Origin of the sequence: Butyrivibrio sp. (assembly GCF_017940685.1) — a bacterium.
In the GTDB taxonomy this organism is placed as follows: domain Bacteria; phylum Bacillota; class Clostridia; order Lachnospirales; family Lachnospiraceae; genus Butyrivibrio.
Map to the genome: position 1 here is coordinate 20,442 of NZ_JAGAYD010000215.1, position 18,178 is coordinate 38,619.

At 43.5% G+C, this 18,178-nt stretch carries 14 protein-coding genes and 1 pseudogene; 14 read left to right on the forward strand and 1 reads right to left on the reverse strand.

From position 1 onward, the window contains the following. Window positions 1-4 precede the first annotated feature (4 nt). The 7 genes from J6I68_RS13145 to J6I68_RS13175 all read left to right on the forward strand — a co-directional run bounded on the left by J6I68_RS13145 (window position 5) and on the right by J6I68_RS13175 (window position 7,556). Window positions 5-997 (forward strand): glycosyltransferase family 2 protein, encoded by a 993-nt coding sequence (locus J6I68_RS13145; protein ID WP_292220987.1) that lies wholly within the window; start codon window positions 5-7, stop codon window positions 995-997. Between the two features lie 8 nt (window positions 998-1,005). Beyond that, window positions 1,006-2,205 carry a polysaccharide pyruvyl transferase family protein gene (locus J6I68_RS13150; RefSeq protein WP_292220988.1) on the forward strand — a complete coding sequence of 400 codons (1,200 nt, stop codon included), beginning with the start codon at window positions 1,006-1,008 and terminating at the stop codon, window positions 2,203-2,205. A gap of 58 nt (window positions 2,206-2,263) precedes the next feature. Then, entirely contained in the window at window positions 2,264-3,154 is an 891-nt protein-coding gene (locus tag J6I68_RS13155) for an alpha-1,2-fucosyltransferase (protein WP_292220989.1), read from the forward strand. Window positions 3,155-3,159: 5 nt separating this feature from the next. Beyond that, on the forward strand, window positions 3,160-4,689 hold the full coding sequence (locus tag J6I68_RS13160; RefSeq protein ID WP_292220990.1) for a lipopolysaccharide biosynthesis protein: 1,530 nt from the start codon (window positions 3,160-3,162) through the stop codon (window positions 4,687-4,689). Between the two features lie 4 nt (window positions 4,690-4,693). Beyond that, complete coding sequence (locus J6I68_RS13165) at window positions 4,694-5,797, forward strand: glycoside hydrolase family 88 protein (RefSeq protein WP_292220991.1); 1,104 nt, start codon at window positions 4,694-4,696, stop codon at window positions 5,795-5,797. Window positions 5,798-5,816: 19 nt separating this feature from the next. Continuing rightward, window positions 5,817-7,187, forward strand: coding sequence for a sodium-dependent transporter (locus tag J6I68_RS13170; RefSeq protein ID WP_292220992.1), 1,371 nt, complete (start codon window positions 5,817-5,819; stop codon window positions 7,185-7,187). Window positions 7,188-7,298: 111 nt separating this feature from the next. Continuing rightward, window positions 7,299-7,556 (forward strand): hypothetical protein, encoded by a 258-nt coding sequence (locus tag J6I68_RS13175; RefSeq protein ID WP_292220993.1) that lies wholly within the window; start codon window positions 7,299-7,301, stop codon window positions 7,554-7,556. Window positions 7,557-7,628: 72 nt separating this feature from the next. On the opposite strand, the gene J6I68_RS13180 is transcribed toward J6I68_RS13175, so the two are convergent. After that, entirely contained in the window at window positions 7,629-9,578 is a 1,950-nt protein-coding gene (locus J6I68_RS13180) for a [Fe-Fe] hydrogenase large subunit C-terminal domain-containing protein (RefSeq protein ID WP_292220995.1), read from the reverse strand. Window positions 9,579-9,886: 308 nt separating this feature from the next. Here J6I68_RS13180 and J6I68_RS13185 point away from each other — a divergent pair, with 308 nt between their 5' ends. From J6I68_RS13185 to J6I68_RS13215, 7 genes and pseudogenes are all read left to right on the forward strand, one after another. Further along, complete coding sequence (locus J6I68_RS13185; protein WP_292220997.1) at window positions 9,887-11,338, forward strand: ABC transporter permease; 1,452 nt, start codon at window positions 9,887-9,889, stop codon at window positions 11,336-11,338. A 14-nt stretch (window positions 11,339-11,352) separates the two neighbouring features. Continuing rightward, window positions 11,353-12,279 carry a carbohydrate ABC transporter permease gene (locus J6I68_RS13190; protein WP_292220998.1) on the forward strand — a complete coding sequence of 309 codons (927 nt, stop codon included), beginning with the start codon at window positions 11,353-11,355 and terminating at the stop codon, window positions 12,277-12,279. A 43-nt stretch (window positions 12,280-12,322) separates the two neighbouring features. Next, the gene (locus J6I68_RS13195) at window positions 12,323-13,972 is read left to right on the forward strand and encodes a DUF3502 domain-containing protein (protein WP_292220999.1); all 1,650 of its coding nucleotides are present in this window, start codon (window positions 12,323-12,325) and stop codon (window positions 13,970-13,972) included. A gap of 39 nt (window positions 13,973-14,011) precedes the next feature. Continuing rightward, a complete protein-coding gene (locus J6I68_RS13200; protein WP_292221001.1) occupies window positions 14,012-15,019 on the forward strand; it encodes a LacI family DNA-binding transcriptional regulator in 1,008 nt (335 codons plus the stop codon). Beyond that, a complete protein-coding gene (locus J6I68_RS13205; protein ID WP_292221003.1) occupies window positions 15,019-16,356 on the forward strand; it encodes a glycoside hydrolase family 30 protein in 1,338 nt (445 codons plus the stop codon). The genes J6I68_RS13200 and J6I68_RS13205 overlap by 1 nt, the downstream gene beginning before the upstream one ends. 59 nt (window positions 16,357-16,415) lie before the next feature. Continuing rightward, entirely contained in the window at window positions 16,416-17,768 is a 1,353-nt protein-coding gene (locus J6I68_RS13210; RefSeq protein WP_292221004.1) for an MATE family efflux transporter, read from the forward strand. Window positions 17,769-17,852: 84 nt separating this feature from the next. After that, window positions 17,853-18,178: pseudogene (locus J6I68_RS13215) on the forward strand (ParB N-terminal domain-containing protein); the annotation flags it as partial.

An 18,178-nucleotide genomic window follows, 5' to 3' on the forward strand; every position in this document is an offset into this window, starting at 1 on the left:
GATAATGACAGATAGTAGTGAAAAAATAGCAAGTATTATAATTCCTGTTTATCAGGCAAAAGACACACTAAAAACGTGTGTCTTATCTTGTTTAAACCAAAAGTTTGTTGAGCATAAGGAGATGGAAGTTATTCTGGTGGACGATGGTTCAACAGATGGTTCCTCCGACATCTGCGATGAACTTCAAAATGAGTATGGGGATGAGCGTATTGTGGTGATCCACGGAAAAAACCACGGAGTATCCCATGCCCGCAACCTTGGAATAGAGAGAGCAACCGGAAGGTTCCTTGTCTTTGTGGATGCTGATGATCAGGTACAAGAGACTCTGATAGACAATTTGACCAAGTACGCTGATGAGGGAACTGTTCTTGTCGATGAGACAAATAAGTATGTGGGCACGCAGAAACTAAGCGGTTTTCAGTATATAGAGAATGTGATCCTTAATGAGAACACCCACGTATGGGGTAAGCTCTTTGACAGACATACCATAAATTACAGAAATATCAGGTTTAACGAGAATCTCACTATAGGAGAGGATCTTATCTTTTTGATCGATCTTGCTCTTTCTCAGGAAAAAGACCATACAATAAGGTGCATAACTGAGGAAGATTACATATATAACGACAACCAGGACGGAGCCATGGGGAGCGCCTTTAAGGAGAGCTACATGGACCAGTTTGTGTGCTGGAAGATGGCTGAAAAGAAACTATTGCCTTACAGAAAACAGGTGTCAGAATATGCCTTTGTAAGCCTTTCATGCAGCCAGATAATGACAGCTCTTTTGGTTGTTGGCAAGGTGGCTGTACTGGGAAAAAATGAGAGGGATGATGTGCTTGCAGATCTTGCTGTTTCAGAGGCAAGGGACCAGATAAACCATGCTCTGAAAACGAGAGGAGCCTTTGCAGGGCTTTCTTTCGGCTATAAGATCAAGGTTATGCTTTTCAGGCTAAGTCCTAAAGCCTATCTTGATCTATACTACAAACACAAGAAGGGATGAAAGACATCATGAGTATTGATCTGGGAAGACCCATTATTCTGTATATGCATGCCGGATCCGGTAACCATGGCTGCGAAGCCATCGCAGACAGCCTTATCAGGATCATCGATGCGATAAGGGCATATCATGGCGCAGACTCAAGAATGCCAATTGTCCTGGTGACCAACAGCGCCAGGGAAGACAGAAAGTACAGGCTTGGCGATATTGAAAAGAGCGGCCTTTGCACAATAGTGGAAGAAAACCATATAGACAGACATTTATTTGACCATATTATCTACTACGGATACAGAAAAGTGTCCGGAGACAGAGAGTCTTTTTTGCGATATAGATTTAAAGATGCCTTCAGGGTATATGAGGAAATGTGTGCTGAGACAGAGGTACCAGCTTATGAACCTCAGGAGACGGGGCTTCGCCCCCTGGCTGTTTCCATAGGAGGAGACAATTACTGCTACCCTGAGATGATAGACGATCTTATCCTTGCCCACAATGTCTTTAAGAAAAAGGGCTTTGATACTGTTTTGTGGGGATGCTCGATTGAACCGGATTCCTTATCAGGAAACCAGAGGCTTGTAGATGATCTTAAAAGCTACACCCATATAATTGCCAGAGAGTCCATCACCTATGGCGCTCTGGTGGGAGCTGGCATCGACAAGGATAGGTTAGAGATGAGAAAGGATCCTGCCTTTGAGCTACTTAAGGACCTTAAGCAGGTTCCTGAAAAGATACAAAAAGGAGGACCTGTTGGAATAAACTTAAGTCCAATGGTCCTTGAAAGAGCCAAGTTCCCGGATAAAGTCAGGGACAGCTACAGGAAATTCATAAGGTTTATTCTTGATACAACAGACAAGGACATCCTTTTGGTACCTCACGTTATATGGGGACACACTGACGACAGAAAGCCACTTGGGGAGCTTTATGCGGAGTTTAAGGATACAGGCAGGATACAGATGGTAGAGGACAATTCAGCGGAGGTCCTAAAGGGGTACATCTCCTGCTGTAGCTTCTTTGTTGGTGCAAGGACCCACAGTACAATTGCGGCCTACAGCACCGGCGTTCCAACTCTTGTAATTGGCTATTCAGTAAAGAGCAGAGGAATTGCAACAGACCTTTTTGGAACCACAGACCACTATGTGCTTCCGGTACAGGAGATTGAGGATACAGACTCGCTTATAAATTCATACAAATGGATCATGGAAAACAGGAAATAATCTATTGGGGGATTACGAAATGTTAATTGTTCAGATTGCAGGAGGTTTGGGGAACCAAATGCAGCAATATGCAGTATACTGCAAGCTTCGGGACTTGGGCAAGGATGTTAAGCTTGACCTGTCCTGGTTTGATAAGTCCACACAGAAGATCATGTTAGCACCAAGGGACTTTGAACTTTCACTTTTTAAGAACGTGGATTTTGAGGAGTGTTCAGACGCTGAGAGAGACTATTTTCTTAAGAGAAATGTCTTTCAAAAGGCAGCAGGCAAGGGCCTTAAAAAGCTGGGTATCTGGCAGCACGAAAATCCCAAGGTTTTTGCAGAATCTAAAATGTACCACGAAGAGCTCTTTTCCCTGGAAGATAAGTACATCACAGGATATTTTGCCTGCCAGAAGTACTACAGCGACATAATGGATGAGCTTACCAAGAAGTTTGAGTTTCCTGCCCATACAGACGAGATGCTCCACACAAGGAATATGGCTCTTGTTGATAAGATGGAGCACGAGACTAGCGTAAGCGTCCACATAAGAAGGGGTGACTACCTTGATCCCCCTAATGCAGCAATCCTTGGCAACATCGCCACTGAAGAGTATTACAGAGGCGCCATGGATTATTTCAGGGTAAAAGATAAGTCTACACACTTCTATATTTTTACCAGCGATCACGAGTATGCCAGGGAAAACTTCTCGGACACTTCAATGTACACAATAGTTGACTGGAACACTGGCAAAAACTCAGTGCAGGATCTTATGCTCATGAGCCACTGCAAGGGAAATATCTGCGCAAACTCAACCTTCAGTTTCTGGGGAGCAAGGCTCAATAAGAGACAGGACAAGACTGTTATCCGCACGTATAAAATGAGAAATAATCAGCCGGTTCAGCCAGATATCATGCATGATTACTGGAAGGACTGGATACTTATGGATGAAAAAGGGAGTATTATCTAAATTCCATGGGACGAGTTAAGTCGGCAACAAGAAATATTGCATTCGGATATGTAGGGCAGGTGGCAACTGCTCTTATTTCCTTTGTCCTTAGAACAGTATTTCTGCTGCACTTAAATAAGGAACTCCTGGGGATCAACTCCACCTATACCAACGTTTTAGCCGTTCTTAACATGGCTGAGCTCGGTATCGGAACAGCTCTTAATTTCAGCCTCTATGGACCTGTGGCAAGAGGGGAAAAAGAGAAGATAAAGTCCTATATGAGGCTGTACCGCAAGGCGTACTTTATCATAGCCTGCGTTGTAGCCGGCGTTGGCCTTTTGATCTCGCCCTTCCTTAAATTCCTTGTTAAGAATCCAGGGGATGTCTCATTAAGAGACCTTACCCTGTTCTACTTCATATTTCTTTTCAACACAGTCAGCAGTTACTTTGTGGCCTACAAGTATTCCCTTGTAAATGCCGAGCAAAAGAACTACATCCAGACCAACATAAACACCATTACCAAGGTAATCACATCACTTTTGCAGATTGTGATCATAGTAGTATTTGAGAACTTTTATCTGTTCCTTCTTACGGATGCGGTGGTTCAGCTGATACAGAAGATATTTGTATCTCACTTCCTTAACAGGATGTACCCTTACCTCAAGGAGAAGGATGCAAAGCCACTCTCCAAGGAAGAGAACGATGAAGTCTGGAAAAAGACAAAGGCACTTGTATTTCACAAGATCGGCGATGTGGCAAGGCTTCAGACCGATGCTCTCATCATCTCAAGCTTTATCGAAGTCTCCGTGGCAGGCTTTGTAGATAACTACAACCTGGTGATAAATTCTGTGGCAAACTTTGTAAATATCATCTTTAACTCAGTCATCTCAAGCTTTGGTAACCTCATTGCTACAGAGTCCAAAGAGAGGCAGTTTTCCATGTTCAGGGTCTACAGGTTTTTTGCTTCCTGGATCTATGGATTTTCCTGCGTTGGGTTCATGATCCTTTTGACTCCCCTTATCAGCATCATCTGGGGACAGAAGTGGGTACTTCCGTCAGCGGCGGTTTACTGCATCCTTACGGACTATTACTTTAAAGGTGACAGGATAGTTCTTAGTAACTACAAGACTGCAGCTGGAGTGTTTGAACCCGACAAGTATCTGGCCCTTATACAGGGAGCTGTGAACCTTGTTCTTTCAATCCTCCTTGTACAGACACCTCTGGGGCTTACTGGTGTGTACATTGGAACCATCGTTTCAGGTCTTATTGCCAACGTCACCAAGCCTGTGATCATTTATGGTACATGCTTTGGAAAAAAAGCTACTGGCTATTTTATAGATACTTTAAAATACCTTCTTAGCATGGCCTTTGTACTTTTTGTGTGCAGATTCATTGCTGGATATGTACTTGCTGAGCTTAATATCATCAGATTCTTTATCATGGTGATAGTGATAACAGTTATCTTTAACGGCGTGTACTTTATCTTGTATGGCAGATCTGAAGAGTTTAAATATGTCTATGCAAGAGTGAAGGATAAGTTCTCAAAAAGAGGATGAGCATATGGATGAACGCTATATCGGACTGGTAAAAGAGACTATCAGAGAGCTCTCTGATATCATGAATGTCTCCATAAAAGATCAGTTTAAGGACGCCATAAAAAGCGCCATGGGAAGATCTGTAAGGACCAAGGATCCCATGTTCTGGCCTGCAGGAATGCTGATCTTAGGGCTCGTGGAAGCCAGGGGGAAAATTGCTGACATGTTACCAGGCACTGAGGACATCTCAAAAAAAGCTGACCTTGGTGGTCTTGTCTGCGATATCGATAAGGCTATTTCTGACCATCTTGCCCTTTGGAGCAACAAATATGGCAGCAGAATAGATTACATTGATGATGCGTTATCCGGAGCTGCTCTTATAAAGCTCTACTGCCAGCTTAATGCAGAAGGAAAGGCAGAGGGAGATCTGGCATCTTCCTGCGAACTTGCAGCAAACAGGATTTATGGCTATCTCACTGCAGCCCCAAGGGATAAGACTGGTTCCATAGTTTATAACCCATCAAGAAGCAGCAACGTCTTTGCGGACGGAGCAGGACAGACTTCAATGTTTCTTGTGCTCTATGGAAATACCTTTGGAGATAGCAGTGCTGTAGAACTTGGAGAGCTGCAGCTACTAAACTTTATGAAATACGGCTGCGATGAGGTTAGCTCTCTTCCATACCATGGATATTCACTAACTGAAGGTGATGGAGAAGGGGCAGCGCTGATCATTGAAAAAAGAGGCGTTCTGTCCTGGGGAAGGGCAGCAGGCTGGATCATCATGGGGCTTAGTGAATGCAGGGCAGTACCTGAACTTAGAGACTGGTATGACAGGCTTGTGAAAGCTCTTTTGACCTATCAAAAGAAAGACGGCGGGTTCGCATGGCAGATCCAGGCCACAGAAGGACGCCTTGACACGTCAGCAACGGGCATGATAGTTTATGGACTTGGCGGCGCAAGCATAGACCATGGCGATATCAGTGACACCATAGAAGCGCTGTGGCAGAATGTCCAGGATAATAAGGTTCTGGGAAGCCTTTCATCCTGCGACGACTTTGGGGTCCATTATCAGAATTATGGGCATTACCCATGGGGACAGGGAGCAGTTTTAGCGGCTCTGTCTAAATAATTTTTTGGAGGCATTAGTTTTGGAACATAGTAAAAAGAGAGGTTCCTTCTCAGGAAAGATCGGGTTTGTTTTATCTGCAGCAGGAGCTTCAGTAGGACTTGGAAATATCTGGAGATTCCCTTATCTGTGCGCAAAGTACGGCGGTGGGATTTTCCTTGCAATCTATATAATACTGGCACTGACCTTTGGATACACCATGATCATTGCGGAGACAGCCATTGGAAGGCACACAAAAAAGAGCCCTGTTGGGGCTTTTAGCTCTTTTACAAATAAAAAGCACATGATCTTTGGTGGTTGGATAAACGCTGTTATTCCGATCCTGATAGTTCCGTATTATTCAGTTATCGGTGGCTGGGTATGCAAATATCTGTATGACTACATTACAGCTGATGTAAATGTGATCGCAGCAGATGGTTTCTTTACAGACTTTATCACCAATGGCGCAGAAAGTGAGTTTTGGTTTTTGATCTTTTCACTTATTGTGCTTCTGATCATCTTCATGGGAGTAAGAAGAGGAATAGAATCTGTATCTAAGATCATGATGCCAATACTTGCGGTACTTGCGGTTGTCATCTGCATCTACTCAGTTACAAGGCCAGGGGCTTTAGAGGGAGTTAAGTATTGCCTTATCCCTGACTTTTCAAGGTTTTCTATCATGACCTTTGTATCCGCTATGGGCCAGATGTTTTATTCTCTTTCCATCGCTATGGGTATCCTTATTACCTTTGGTTCCTATGTGAAAAAAGATGTAAGCATCGAGCAGTCCACAGAGCAGGTGGAAATATTTGATACAGCAATTGCCATTATCGCAAGCCTTATGATAATCCCTGCTGTATTTGCTTTTTCAGGTGGAAGCCCAGAGACTTTAAAGGCTGGACCATCTCTTATGTTCATTACAATGCCCAATATCTTTGCCAGCATGGGCTTTGGAAAGATCATTGGAATACTGTTCTTTTTGCTTGTTTTATTTGCAGCTGTGACCAGTGCTATCGCACTTTTAGAGAGCGCTGTATCTACCTTTTATGACGAGTTTAAATGGTCAAGAAATCTTGGAACCAGCGTAATGGGCCTTATTATGGTGGCCCTTGGCTCACTGTCATCCCTCGGCTATGGACCACTTGGCGGTGTTACCATCTTTGGAATGCAGTTTTTGGACTTCTTTGACTTTTTGACCAACTCCATCATGATGCCAATAGCAGCTCTTTTCACCTGCCTGCTTGTGATCAGGTATATGAGCATTGCTCTTATTGAAGAGGAAGTTGAGCTTGGAGGACATCCTTTCCGCAGAAAGAAGATGTTTAGCTTCATGATAAAGTATCTGTGCCCGCTGTTTGTGTTGATCATTCTTGTGAGCTCTATCTGCAGCGTGCTGGGGCTTATTCAGATTTGAAGATATCGGTCTTGATTTACAGATAGTAACGTGTTACATTATATGTAGTAATAAAAACTACATGCAATAAATTTAAAAACTACTTGCGTTTACATATCTGGAGGAGAGACTATGAATACAAGAGAACTTAAGAAGTATTTTAAGGATCATTTAGTTCCTTCCAAGCTTTACAAGATTGGCGGCTCACACAAAAACAGGATCTGTCTTGATAAGACAGAAAGTGGATGGGCAGTATATTTCCAGGATAAAAAGGAGAAGATCGGAGTCCTGAATTTTGTTGATGAAGCATCAGCCTGCAGCAGAATGAAGGATGAACTTCGTAAGCTCATGGAGCAGATGTACGGAGTAACATGGATTGCTGCCAGATAAGTTAGAAACATTTGAATACTTACAATAAAAAAGAGGTGCCATTTCTGGCACCTCTTTCGTTATCTTTGGTAATTAGTCATGTGAAGCAAGATTTTCTACTTCGGCTTTTACCTTCTCCATGGTTTCTGCAAGGGTCTGTGTAGATCCAGAAATGTCTTTTGCAGAAGTGGCAAGATTTTTGATCTTGTCATTGACCTGGGTTACGATCTCAAGAAGGTCTGAAGTTTCAACGGTGATTCCCTCAAGGGCATTCTTGATGTTGTCGTTTGCAGCACCGCTGTTCTGGGCGGTAGTCTTGGAATCTGCTGCCAGGTCATTGATTTCAGTTGCGACAACTGCAAAGCCCTTACCAGCGTCTCCGGCTCTTGCAGCCTCGATTGCTGCGTTAAGAGCAAGGAGGTTAGTCTGGTTGGCAATCTCAACGACCTTCTTGTTGTTTGCTTCAAGCTCATCCAGGTAAGCCGTGATCTGGGTCATGGAGTCGTTGACCTTGTTGCAGAACTCATTTACGTTGGACATATCTTCTGAAATTGCGGAGCTTTCTTCGGCGTTGTTGCTGTTTCCGCTGCTGATCTCCTGCATAGTGGAGTTCAGTGATACGAAGTGCTCATTTATTGTATTGATAGCATCTATGATGCTCTGTTTCTGTCTATCAAGTGAAGATCTCTCTTTCTCAACAAGCTCCTGAGCATCTTTCTTTTCAATCTCTACGAGATCCTTTAGATAGTGAACACAGTTGGAAGTGTGGTTAAAGCCGTTGTAGATGGCAGTAGCCATATCTTTACAGGTTGCATATCCACAGCTTGAGCAGTTGATCTTGCGGGACTCTGGTGTTGTCTTGTGCATGTCATTGAAGATCGCGTTGAGCTCAGCCTCTGATGGCTTTTTATATGCGCACTGCTTGGACTTGTCAGTATACTTTCTGAGGTAATCCTCAAGGCGCAGGTGAGCAAACTGCTTGTTAAGAGCAGCAAGTCTTTTTTGAGGAGTAAGTGGTCTGCTCCATGGACTCTTCTTGGTGTCTTTTTTAACTCTCTCCTGGATCTCATGGAGATTGTAGAGAGGATCGTCATTACTTGTGATCTTAGGATCTGTACCAGTTCCTGAAATACAACCGCATCTGCAGTTTAAGGCATCGATGAACAGGAATGGAGTCTTGCCACCTTTGATTCTGTCAGCATTCTTTTCAAGGAAGTGATACATGTGCTTTTCACCCTCGATCTGTCTGATGAAGGCGTCGCTTCCAAGTAGCCAGTAAACATTGTCCTTAAGTCCGCCAGGCATAGGATAGATGGAACCAAGTCCATACTCGATCTCATCTGATACAGGACTTCCAGAGATACCATGCTCCTTCATATATTTCATCATGTGATTGAAGGTTACGTTATATTGAACAAGGCCCTTGTTATTAGGGTCATCAATTTCCATTTTCTTAGCGATACATGGGCTGATAAATGCCAGCTTATCCTTTATTCCCATCTCTTTTCTTGCATAGACAGCAGCGCACATAAGAGGGCTCTGTACCGGGAAGAGCTTTGGAAGAAGCTGAGGCAGGTATCTTTCAATATAACCTACAACAGCAGGACAAGGCTGGGAAATTCCGCCAAGGAAGTTATGCTGCTGGATGTAGTTGATATATGCCCAGGTTGTGATATCAGCACCAAAGGATACACTGATCATCCTGTTTACGCCCATTTTTTTAAGGCCACCAAGAGCGGATTCATATTCTCTTGGGTAGTCTGCAAGAAAGGCTGGTGCGATGAGGATAGATATCTTTTCGCCCCTCTTAAGGTCTTCAAAGAATCTCTCTGTATCGTCATTGTATTCTCTTGCGTTATGCTCGCAGGCATCAAAACATGCACCGCAGGCAATACACTTGCTGGAGTCAACTTGGATCTTGGATATGCCATCAGCGTCAGGCTCTCCAGACACACATGCACCCATACAGCTACAAGCACTGATACATTTGTTACAGCCAACGCAGTTGTCGTTGGTAAATACTAATTGAAAGTTTTCAGCCATTTTATAGTCTCCAATCTCCTATTGCGAACATCATACCGCACATATATATATCTTATACCGATTGGATGAAATGGGGGATGTTTTTCGGTTAATTTAATCAAAATTTAAGGATTGATATTCAGGGAAAAGAACTCTGAAAAATAAAAACGTTTTTGTATAAAATGCAGAATTTTTATTTTCCAATATGTCTAAAATGCCAAAAATAGTGAAAGCATATTGCCAAACTTGTATGCATTATGCTAGTATCTGCTTACAAGATAATAAAAACGTTTTTATTCGTGATCTAACTAGTATTTGGGAGGATTTGTATGAGGAATAAATGGATATCTGGAGGCAAGTGGATATCGGGAATAAGTGCTTTCATTCTTATTCTTTCTCTCCCTATTTTTAACTGGATCAAGGTAGTCAACCTGGTTACTCTCTTTTCCAGGATTGGCGTGACAAAAGAGATGGCAGGCGATCTCCTTACTGGATACAACCTGTACAATCTTTTGTCCTTTGTCCAGTATTCAAACCAGGGAGTTCTGGGACTGCCATCCATGGTACTTCTGATACTTATGGCGTCTGCGATCTACTTCAATGTAGCCTACATCATCAGAACCTTTATGGCCAGCAGGAACAGAAAGGGGAAGGGCGAGCTTTCACTTTTAGCTGCAGGAAAATGTGCCTTTTTATTTGAGTTCATAGCAGCTTTATCAACAATCGTGTTTGTGATCTTTTCCAACATAAGATTTGGAATGACGGGATTTCTTCCATCTGCAGTGGTGTTTATCGAGCTGATCGTTTCACTGGCGGCTTACATCTACATCAAGGTACTTGAGAGCAGAGAACGCAAGAAATACCGAGAGCATGGACTATTAGTAGAAATAAAGAGAAACTGGGTACTGTTTGTCATGCTGATACCTACATTTGTCTACTTCATGATCAACAACTACCTGCCGATGCTGGGTGTGTACTTTGCATTCACATCATTTAACTTTAGAGACGGCCTTTGGTCCAGTCCCTTCACTGGATTTAAGAACTTTGAGTTTTTGATCAAGGCAGACCTTTTCAGACTCACCAAGAACACAGTTCTTTACAACGTGGTGTTCATAGGAATTGGCAATATACTTCAGATCATCTTTGCAATCCTTGTTAGCAGGGTGACAGTTAAGTGGTTTAAAAAGACTTCACAGACACTGATGTTCATGCCATATTTCGTATCGTTTGTTATTTTAAAAGTTATTGTCTACAACGTATTTGAGTATCAGTACGGACTTATCAATAACATCATCACCGGCTTTGGGGGAGACAGGATTGACTTTTACAACACCCCAGGCTACTGGCCATTTCTCATAACCTTCTTCTATTTATGGAAGAATATCGGATATGGAATGGTTGTGTACCTTGCCACCATCATGGGAATTGACAACGAGATCTACGAGGCAGCAAGAGTTGACGGAGCAAACGATCTTCAGCAGATCTGGTACATCACTCTGCCACACATCAAACCAACCTTCATAATCCTTTTGCTCTACGCACTTGGAAGCATCATGAAGGGCCAGTTCGAGCTGTTCTACCAGCTTATTGGTAACAACGGAGTATTGTTCAACGCAACGGATATCTTTGACACATATGTGTATAGGATCACAATGACACAGCCACTTTCAATCGGCCTTGGAACTGCTGCTGGTCTTTACCAGTCACTGTTCGGATTTTTGATCATTGTCCTTGTAAACTATGTTGTTAAAAAGAGAAATCCAGAGTACGCACTGTTCTAAGGAAGGAGGAAGACATGGCAAAAGATTTAGACTACGAACCATCAGCCCCAAAGACCATAAAAAAGTCCACTGGGACCAAGATCTTTGAAGCTATAGCTTACATATTGCTTGCGGTTGGATCCATAGTGTGCGTGCTCCCTTTCATCATCATTGTGTCAGGATCATTTACAGATAACTCAACGATCCTTATAAAGGGATATTCTCTTCTTCCAAGGGATTTCACACTATCTGCATATCAGACGATCTTTAGATCGCCAAAAGATATACTCCAGGCCTACAAGATGACTCTTTACTACACAGTTGTAGGTACAGGCCTTGGACTTATGATGATAACTTTAACTGGTTACGTTATCTCAAGAAAAGAGTTTAAGTACAGAAATACCGTTTCATTTCTTATTTATTTCACCAGCATCTTCGGAGGCGGCATGATCCCATGGTATCTGATGTATGCCAATGTACTCAACTTAAAGGGATCAACACTGGCAATCTGGTTCCCGGCTCTTATGAGTCCCTTCCTTGTAATCCTTATGAGGACATTCATTGTGGGAGCAGTTCCGGATGCTATTACAGAGTCAGCCAAGATAGATGGCGCAGGACATTTTACAATCTTCTTCAGGATCGTACTTCCGGTTCTTAAACCGGGACTTGCGACAGTAGGTCTTTTCCTGGCACTTGGCTACTGGAATGATTGGTACAGATCTTCAATGTTTAGTACCAATTCATCCACCTGGCAGCTGCAGTTCTATCTGTATGACCTTCTTAATGCCACAACAGCCATGAAGCAGATGGCAAGTAACGTCAGCATGAAGACAGCTGACCTTCCTACTGAGTCAGTTAAGCTGGCAATGGCAGTAGTAGCAACAGGACCAGTGCTTTTGTTCTATCCATTTGTACAGAGATTCTTCGTTTCAGGAATCACTGTTGGTGCAGTAAAAGGCTGATTTATAAAAACGTTTTCATATTTATATAAAAAGGAGGCAAAATATGAAGAAAAAAGTTTTAAGTGTATTGTTGTCAATGGCAATGGTGGCTGGAGTCATCACAGGTTGTGGCGGCGCAGCTCAGTCAGCAGCTGATCAGCTGGAGGCTGAAGGGGTTACAGAGATCCCTCAGTCAGAGGCTTCAACAGAGGCTGCAACTACGGAGGCACCTGCAGAGACAGAGGCAAAAGAGCTTGATCTCTCACAGCAGGTTGATCTTGTGTTCTATGTAATGGGTGATGCTCCACAGGACGAAGAGCTTGTTGAGGATGCCCTCAATGAAAAGCTCCTTGAGAAGTGCAACGCAACAGTTGATATGCAGTTTTCAACATGGACAGATTTCCAGCAGAAGTATGCTAACGAGATCACAGCACAGAGTGCAGATCTTATCTACATCGCTAACTGGCTCAACTATGGACAGCTTGCAAGTAGCGGAGCTTTCGAAGAGCTTGATGAGATGCTTGACACTGTAGCTCCTGAGCTTAAGGCAACTGTTGGCGATAGCGCTCTTAACATGTGCAAGGTAGATGGCAAGATCTATGCAGTACCTAATACATGGGCTGAGTATGTATGTAACGGTGTTAAGTACAGAGAAGATCTTCGTGCTAAGTACGACCTTCCTGTTCCTGATTCACTTGAGAACCTTGAGGCTTACCTTCTTGGTATCAAAGAGAACGAGCCTAACCAGGGCCTTCTTACTGTAACAACAGAAGAGAGCCAGGGACTTAAGACTGGTTTCGATGCAGCATGGGCTCTTAACTTCAAGTATCCTTGGGTTGCTAACAATGGTCTTGACTATGGTCTTGCAGCAAACTACGACACACCTGCAGATGTTTATGACTACTGGTATTCAGATGACTTCGTAGATGATATGAAGCTTATGAAGAAGTGGGCAGATCTTGGCTTCTGGAGCAAGAGTGCACTTTCAGATACAAACAACTCTGATGCATACAAGAACGGCCTTTGCGTAGCAGAGGTTGCTGGACAGAACCCTAACAAGCAGGTTACAGCTATCGCAGATTTTGAGAATGCAGGACAGGGCTGGGAGTCAGCATATGTTGCATATGGTGAGACAAACGGAATCATTTATCCTGGACATGCTACACAGAACGGAACAGCAATCGTAAGAGGCTGCAAAGATCCTGAGAGAGCACTTCTTGTTCTTCAGACACTTCTTTGCGACGAAGAGACAAACGCAATCCTTCAGTATGGTATCAAGGGAACACACTACGATGTAGTTGATGGCATCTACAAGAACCTTCAGGAAGAGGCAGGCGAGACACCTACATTCCCATATGAAGGCTTCAACACATGGAACCTCAGAAATGGTGAGACCAAGCTTCCTCAGAAGACAGACGTAGCTCTTCAGGAGATGTTTGACAAGTACGCAGCACTTGGCGCTAAGACCAAGTTCCCTAACGTAAATATCTATGATGGCTTTGCAGAGAACTATGACTCCTACAGCGCTGAGAGATCAGCAGTAAGTAACGTTATGAGACAGTACCTTGCTCCTCTTGAGGCAGGTCTTGTTGATGATGTTGACGCAGCAGTAGAAGAGTTCAGAAGCAAGATGAAAGAAGCTGGCATTGATAAGTGCCGTGAAGAGTACACAAAGCAGTGGGTTGCATACTGCGAAGAGTACGATTACAAGTAATTGGTGTGGTATAATGTCTAGATGAAGGAGTAACCTACTTTGTCTAACGAAAACAGAAAAATAACAATTAAAGATGTGGCTAGAGAAGCGGGGGTATCAATATCTACTGTTTCCAATGCCTTGAATAATGTGAATGTTCTTCACCCTGATACCAAGGAGAGGATCCTGGAGGTAGCCAGAAGGCTTAACTATACTCCAAACCTTAATGGCAGGAATTTAAAAGCTGGAGCTACCGGCGTTTTAGGTCTTTTCCTTGGTGCCATCAGAGGACCTTACTACGGCGAACTGTCTGATTCCATATACAACGCCTGCAAGGATAATGGATATGAGCTGGAAATCTTTTTAAGCTACGACGCCAGACATATCATGGCAAACATCATGGGACACAGAGTTGATGGAGCTATTATCCTTAACGGAGCCATAGGCAGTGACCAGGTGGAGGTCCTCAAGAACCAGGGTATTCCAACTGTCTACATTGACAGGATCCTTGTAGGAGACAAGTCATCCAGCGTGGTGTTTGACTCCTACAATGGAGGACAGAAGGTTGCCAGGTTCCTTTTGGAGCTTGGTCACAAGAGATTCATGTTCATAGAAGGTGAAGTGACCAACTACGATGCTGGTGAGCGTAAAAAAGGCTTTTTTGATGAGCTTAAAAAAGCAGGCATCACCGTATCGGATGATTATATATTACGTGGCGAATTTGAGCGAAAGGCTGCCTATGATTCTGTAACAGAATTTTTGGATTCAGGTAAGCCTTTGCCAGATGCTGTTTTTGCAGCCAATGACCTGAGTGCTATAGGTGCATCTGAGGCCTTCAGAGACGGAGGCGTAAGTGTTCCGGATCAGGTCAATGTCATAGGATGTGATGATATCGAGCTTACAAGACTTGTAAGCCCATCTATCACCACTATTCGTACCTTCTTTGAAAAGCAGGGCGTAATAGCAGTAGATAAGCTCGTTAAGATGATAAACGGAGAATCTGGCGAGCTGATAACCTTAAACGGAAGGATAATCCCGCGCGAGTCCACAAAAGCAAAGGATTCGTAATGAAAAATATAAAAATTATCGAGACAGATACCAGCAGGGGCCTGTTCTGGGCACAGCAGAGCGCTGGAGAAGTCACTGCTGCTAAGGAAATGAAGCAGCTTGTCATCTATCCCGATGAAAAGGAGACCACCATCAGAGGTTTTGGAGGAGCCTTCACTGAGGCTGCAGCCCATACCTATATGTGCCTTCCGGAGGACAAAAAAGATAACCTCATCGAGGATCTTTATGGAGATTCTGGTCTTCGCTATACAATGGGGCGCATTCACATGAACAGCTGTGATTTTGCCCTTGGTAATTACACCTATATCGAAGAAGGGGATGAGACCTTAGACACCTTTGATATCTCTCATGATAAAAAAGAGATCATTCCCATGATAGAGGCAGCTACCAAAAAGCTTGGCAGACAGCCGGTCCTTATGATGGCTCCATGGTCACCACCGCCATTTATGAAGACCAACGGAGAGATGAACCACGGCGGTAAGCTTAAAAGTGAGTATAAAGAGCTTTGGGCTAAGTACTATGTTAGATTTATAGAAGAGTATAGAAGTATCGGAATAGATATTTCTTTTACATCCATCCAGAATGAACCCATGGCAACACAGACCTGGGATTCCTGCATTTACACGGCTCAGGATGAAGCAGAGTTTGTGGCAGATTACTTAGGGCCTGCTATGGAGAAGGCAGGACTTCTAGATAAGATGAAGATCTTTGTCTGGGATCACAACAAGGAAATCTCTTATGTAAGACTAAAGGAAATCCTTGAAAGAAAGGGCGCAGAAAAGTATGTATCTGGCTGCGCAGTTCACTGGTACACAGGAGATCACTTTGAAAACCTCCATCTCATAAAAAAGCATTTCCCTGAAAAAGAGATCTTTTTTACGGAAGGCTGTGTTGAGTATTCAAGGCTTTCTGATGCCAGCGATGTACAGAACGCAGAGATGTACGCCCACCAGATGATCGGAAATCTAAAGGGCGGAATAACAGCAATCTTTGACTGGAACCTGATCGTTGACTTTAAGGGAGGCCCAAATCACGTAGGAAACTACTGCGATGCTCCCATAAAGGCTCTTGAATCCGGCAAAGACTATGAGAAAAAGCTGTCCTACTATTACATTGGCCATATGACAAGGTACATAAAGGAAGGTGCAAATCTTATCTGGAGCAGTAATTATACAGATAAGCTTGACGCGTTAGCTTCTCTTAATCCAGATGGGCAGCGGGTAGTTGTCATACTTAATAAGTCTGGTGAGGAGCTTCCTGTAGAACTTCGTGAAGGCGATGAATCTACAAGACTTACACTTGCGCCTCACTCCATACAGACAGTATTATATGAGTAAAAGAAAATGAACCCTTTGAAATACGCTGCTTAACAGGCGTTATTTCCAAGGGTTCTGTTATGGATAAAACTATGATAGATAACAAGGCTTTTTACAAAAACCTCATAACGATAGCTCTTCCCATTGCGCTTCAGAGCCTGATGCTGGCACTGGTTGCAGCCTGCGATGCGCTGATGCTTGGAAGAGTAGCCCAGATACAGATGACTGCAGTATCTTTGGCGACGCAGATCCAGTTTGTGCAGAATATGTTTCTTTCTTCAGCTACTGCTGCTGGAGCTATTTTGGGAGCCCAATACTGGGGCAAGGGTGATAAGAAGGCGCTTGAGAACATCTTTAACATCATGCTGCTGTTTTGTGGCATTGTCTCAGTGCTTTTCTTTCTGGCCTGCGAGTTTAGTCCACAGGTTCTTATGGGGATATTTGCGGCTGACAAAGATCTTATCAGGATCGGCAGTGATTACCTTCGCATTGCTGGATGGTCTTATCTTATAACTGGTGTATCTCAGTGCTATCTTACCATCATGAAGGTCACTGAGAGAGTTAAGGCAGGAGCTGCCATAAGCTCCGCTGCAGTTGTTATCAATATCATCTTTAATGCAGTGTTCATTTTTGGAATGTTTGGTCTTCCAAGGATGGAGGCAAGAGGAGCTGCCATTTCAACTACTATTGCAAGGATCTGCGAGCTGGCTTTATGTCTTTTCATATCGGCGAAGCCCTCTTATATCAGACCAGCTCTCTCAAGGCTGTTTAAGATACCAAAAGAGCTGTTCTTTGATTTTATGAAACAGTGCCTGCCTCTTATGGGTGGGTGCCTGTGCTGGGGCGTAGGATTTACATCATACACTGCCATCATGGGACATATGGGAGTTGATGCTGCTGCAGCCAATTCAATTGCAGCTGTTGTGAGAGACCTTGTATGCTGCATGTGCAATGGTATCGGAAGCGCTGCAGGGATCATCGTTGGTAACGAGCTTGGAGCGGGAAGGCTTGAACTTGGGAAAAAATATGGCCTGAAGCTAAAGAATATTTCCTTTGTCATTGGCTTTATCTCAACAGCCATAGTACTTGCTGTTACCCCCATTGTGGTGGGCGGCGTTATATTGACGGACCAGGCAAGAGAATACCTCATTTGGATGATGGTGATCATGTCATTCTACATGATCGGAAGATGCGTAAACACTGTAACTATCAACGGAGTTCTTGACGGCGGCGGAGATACTATTTTTGATCTGTACAGCCTTGTGGTGTGCATGTGGATGATAGCGATACCGCTGGCTTTGTGCGGAGCCTTTGTTTTCCACTGGTCACCCCTTGCGGTATATGCCTGCACATGCCTTGATGAAGTTGGAAAAATCCCCTGGGTCATGCTAAGGGTAAAGAAATATAAGTGGGTTAGAGACCTTACAAGGTAATTAATTGGCACGAAAAACGACTATGAGATATAATTATTTCATAGTCGTTATTTAGTTAATGTCAACCTGTGAAAGGATGCGCATATGCCAAAAAGGACTGAGTTTGAAGAGTGGTTATACAATGAGATAGAGAGTCAGAAGGGACTGTATGTTCCTGTAACAGCCAGTATTTTTGAAAGGCTTCTGATCACAAAACTTCCCTGTGACAAGATCCATCCAAATCCCGAGGATGAATTTTGCTTTCCTGAGATTGGACCGAGCTTTCGGATAATATCCAATTATGTAAATGAGTTCAGGGAGAACGCTCAAAACGGATATCCTGCAATTCAGGAGCCCCTGATGGTTGGTAAGGTTCATCCCAGCGGATACATGCTGATCAATGGTCATCACAGGTGGGCAGCAGCCATGAA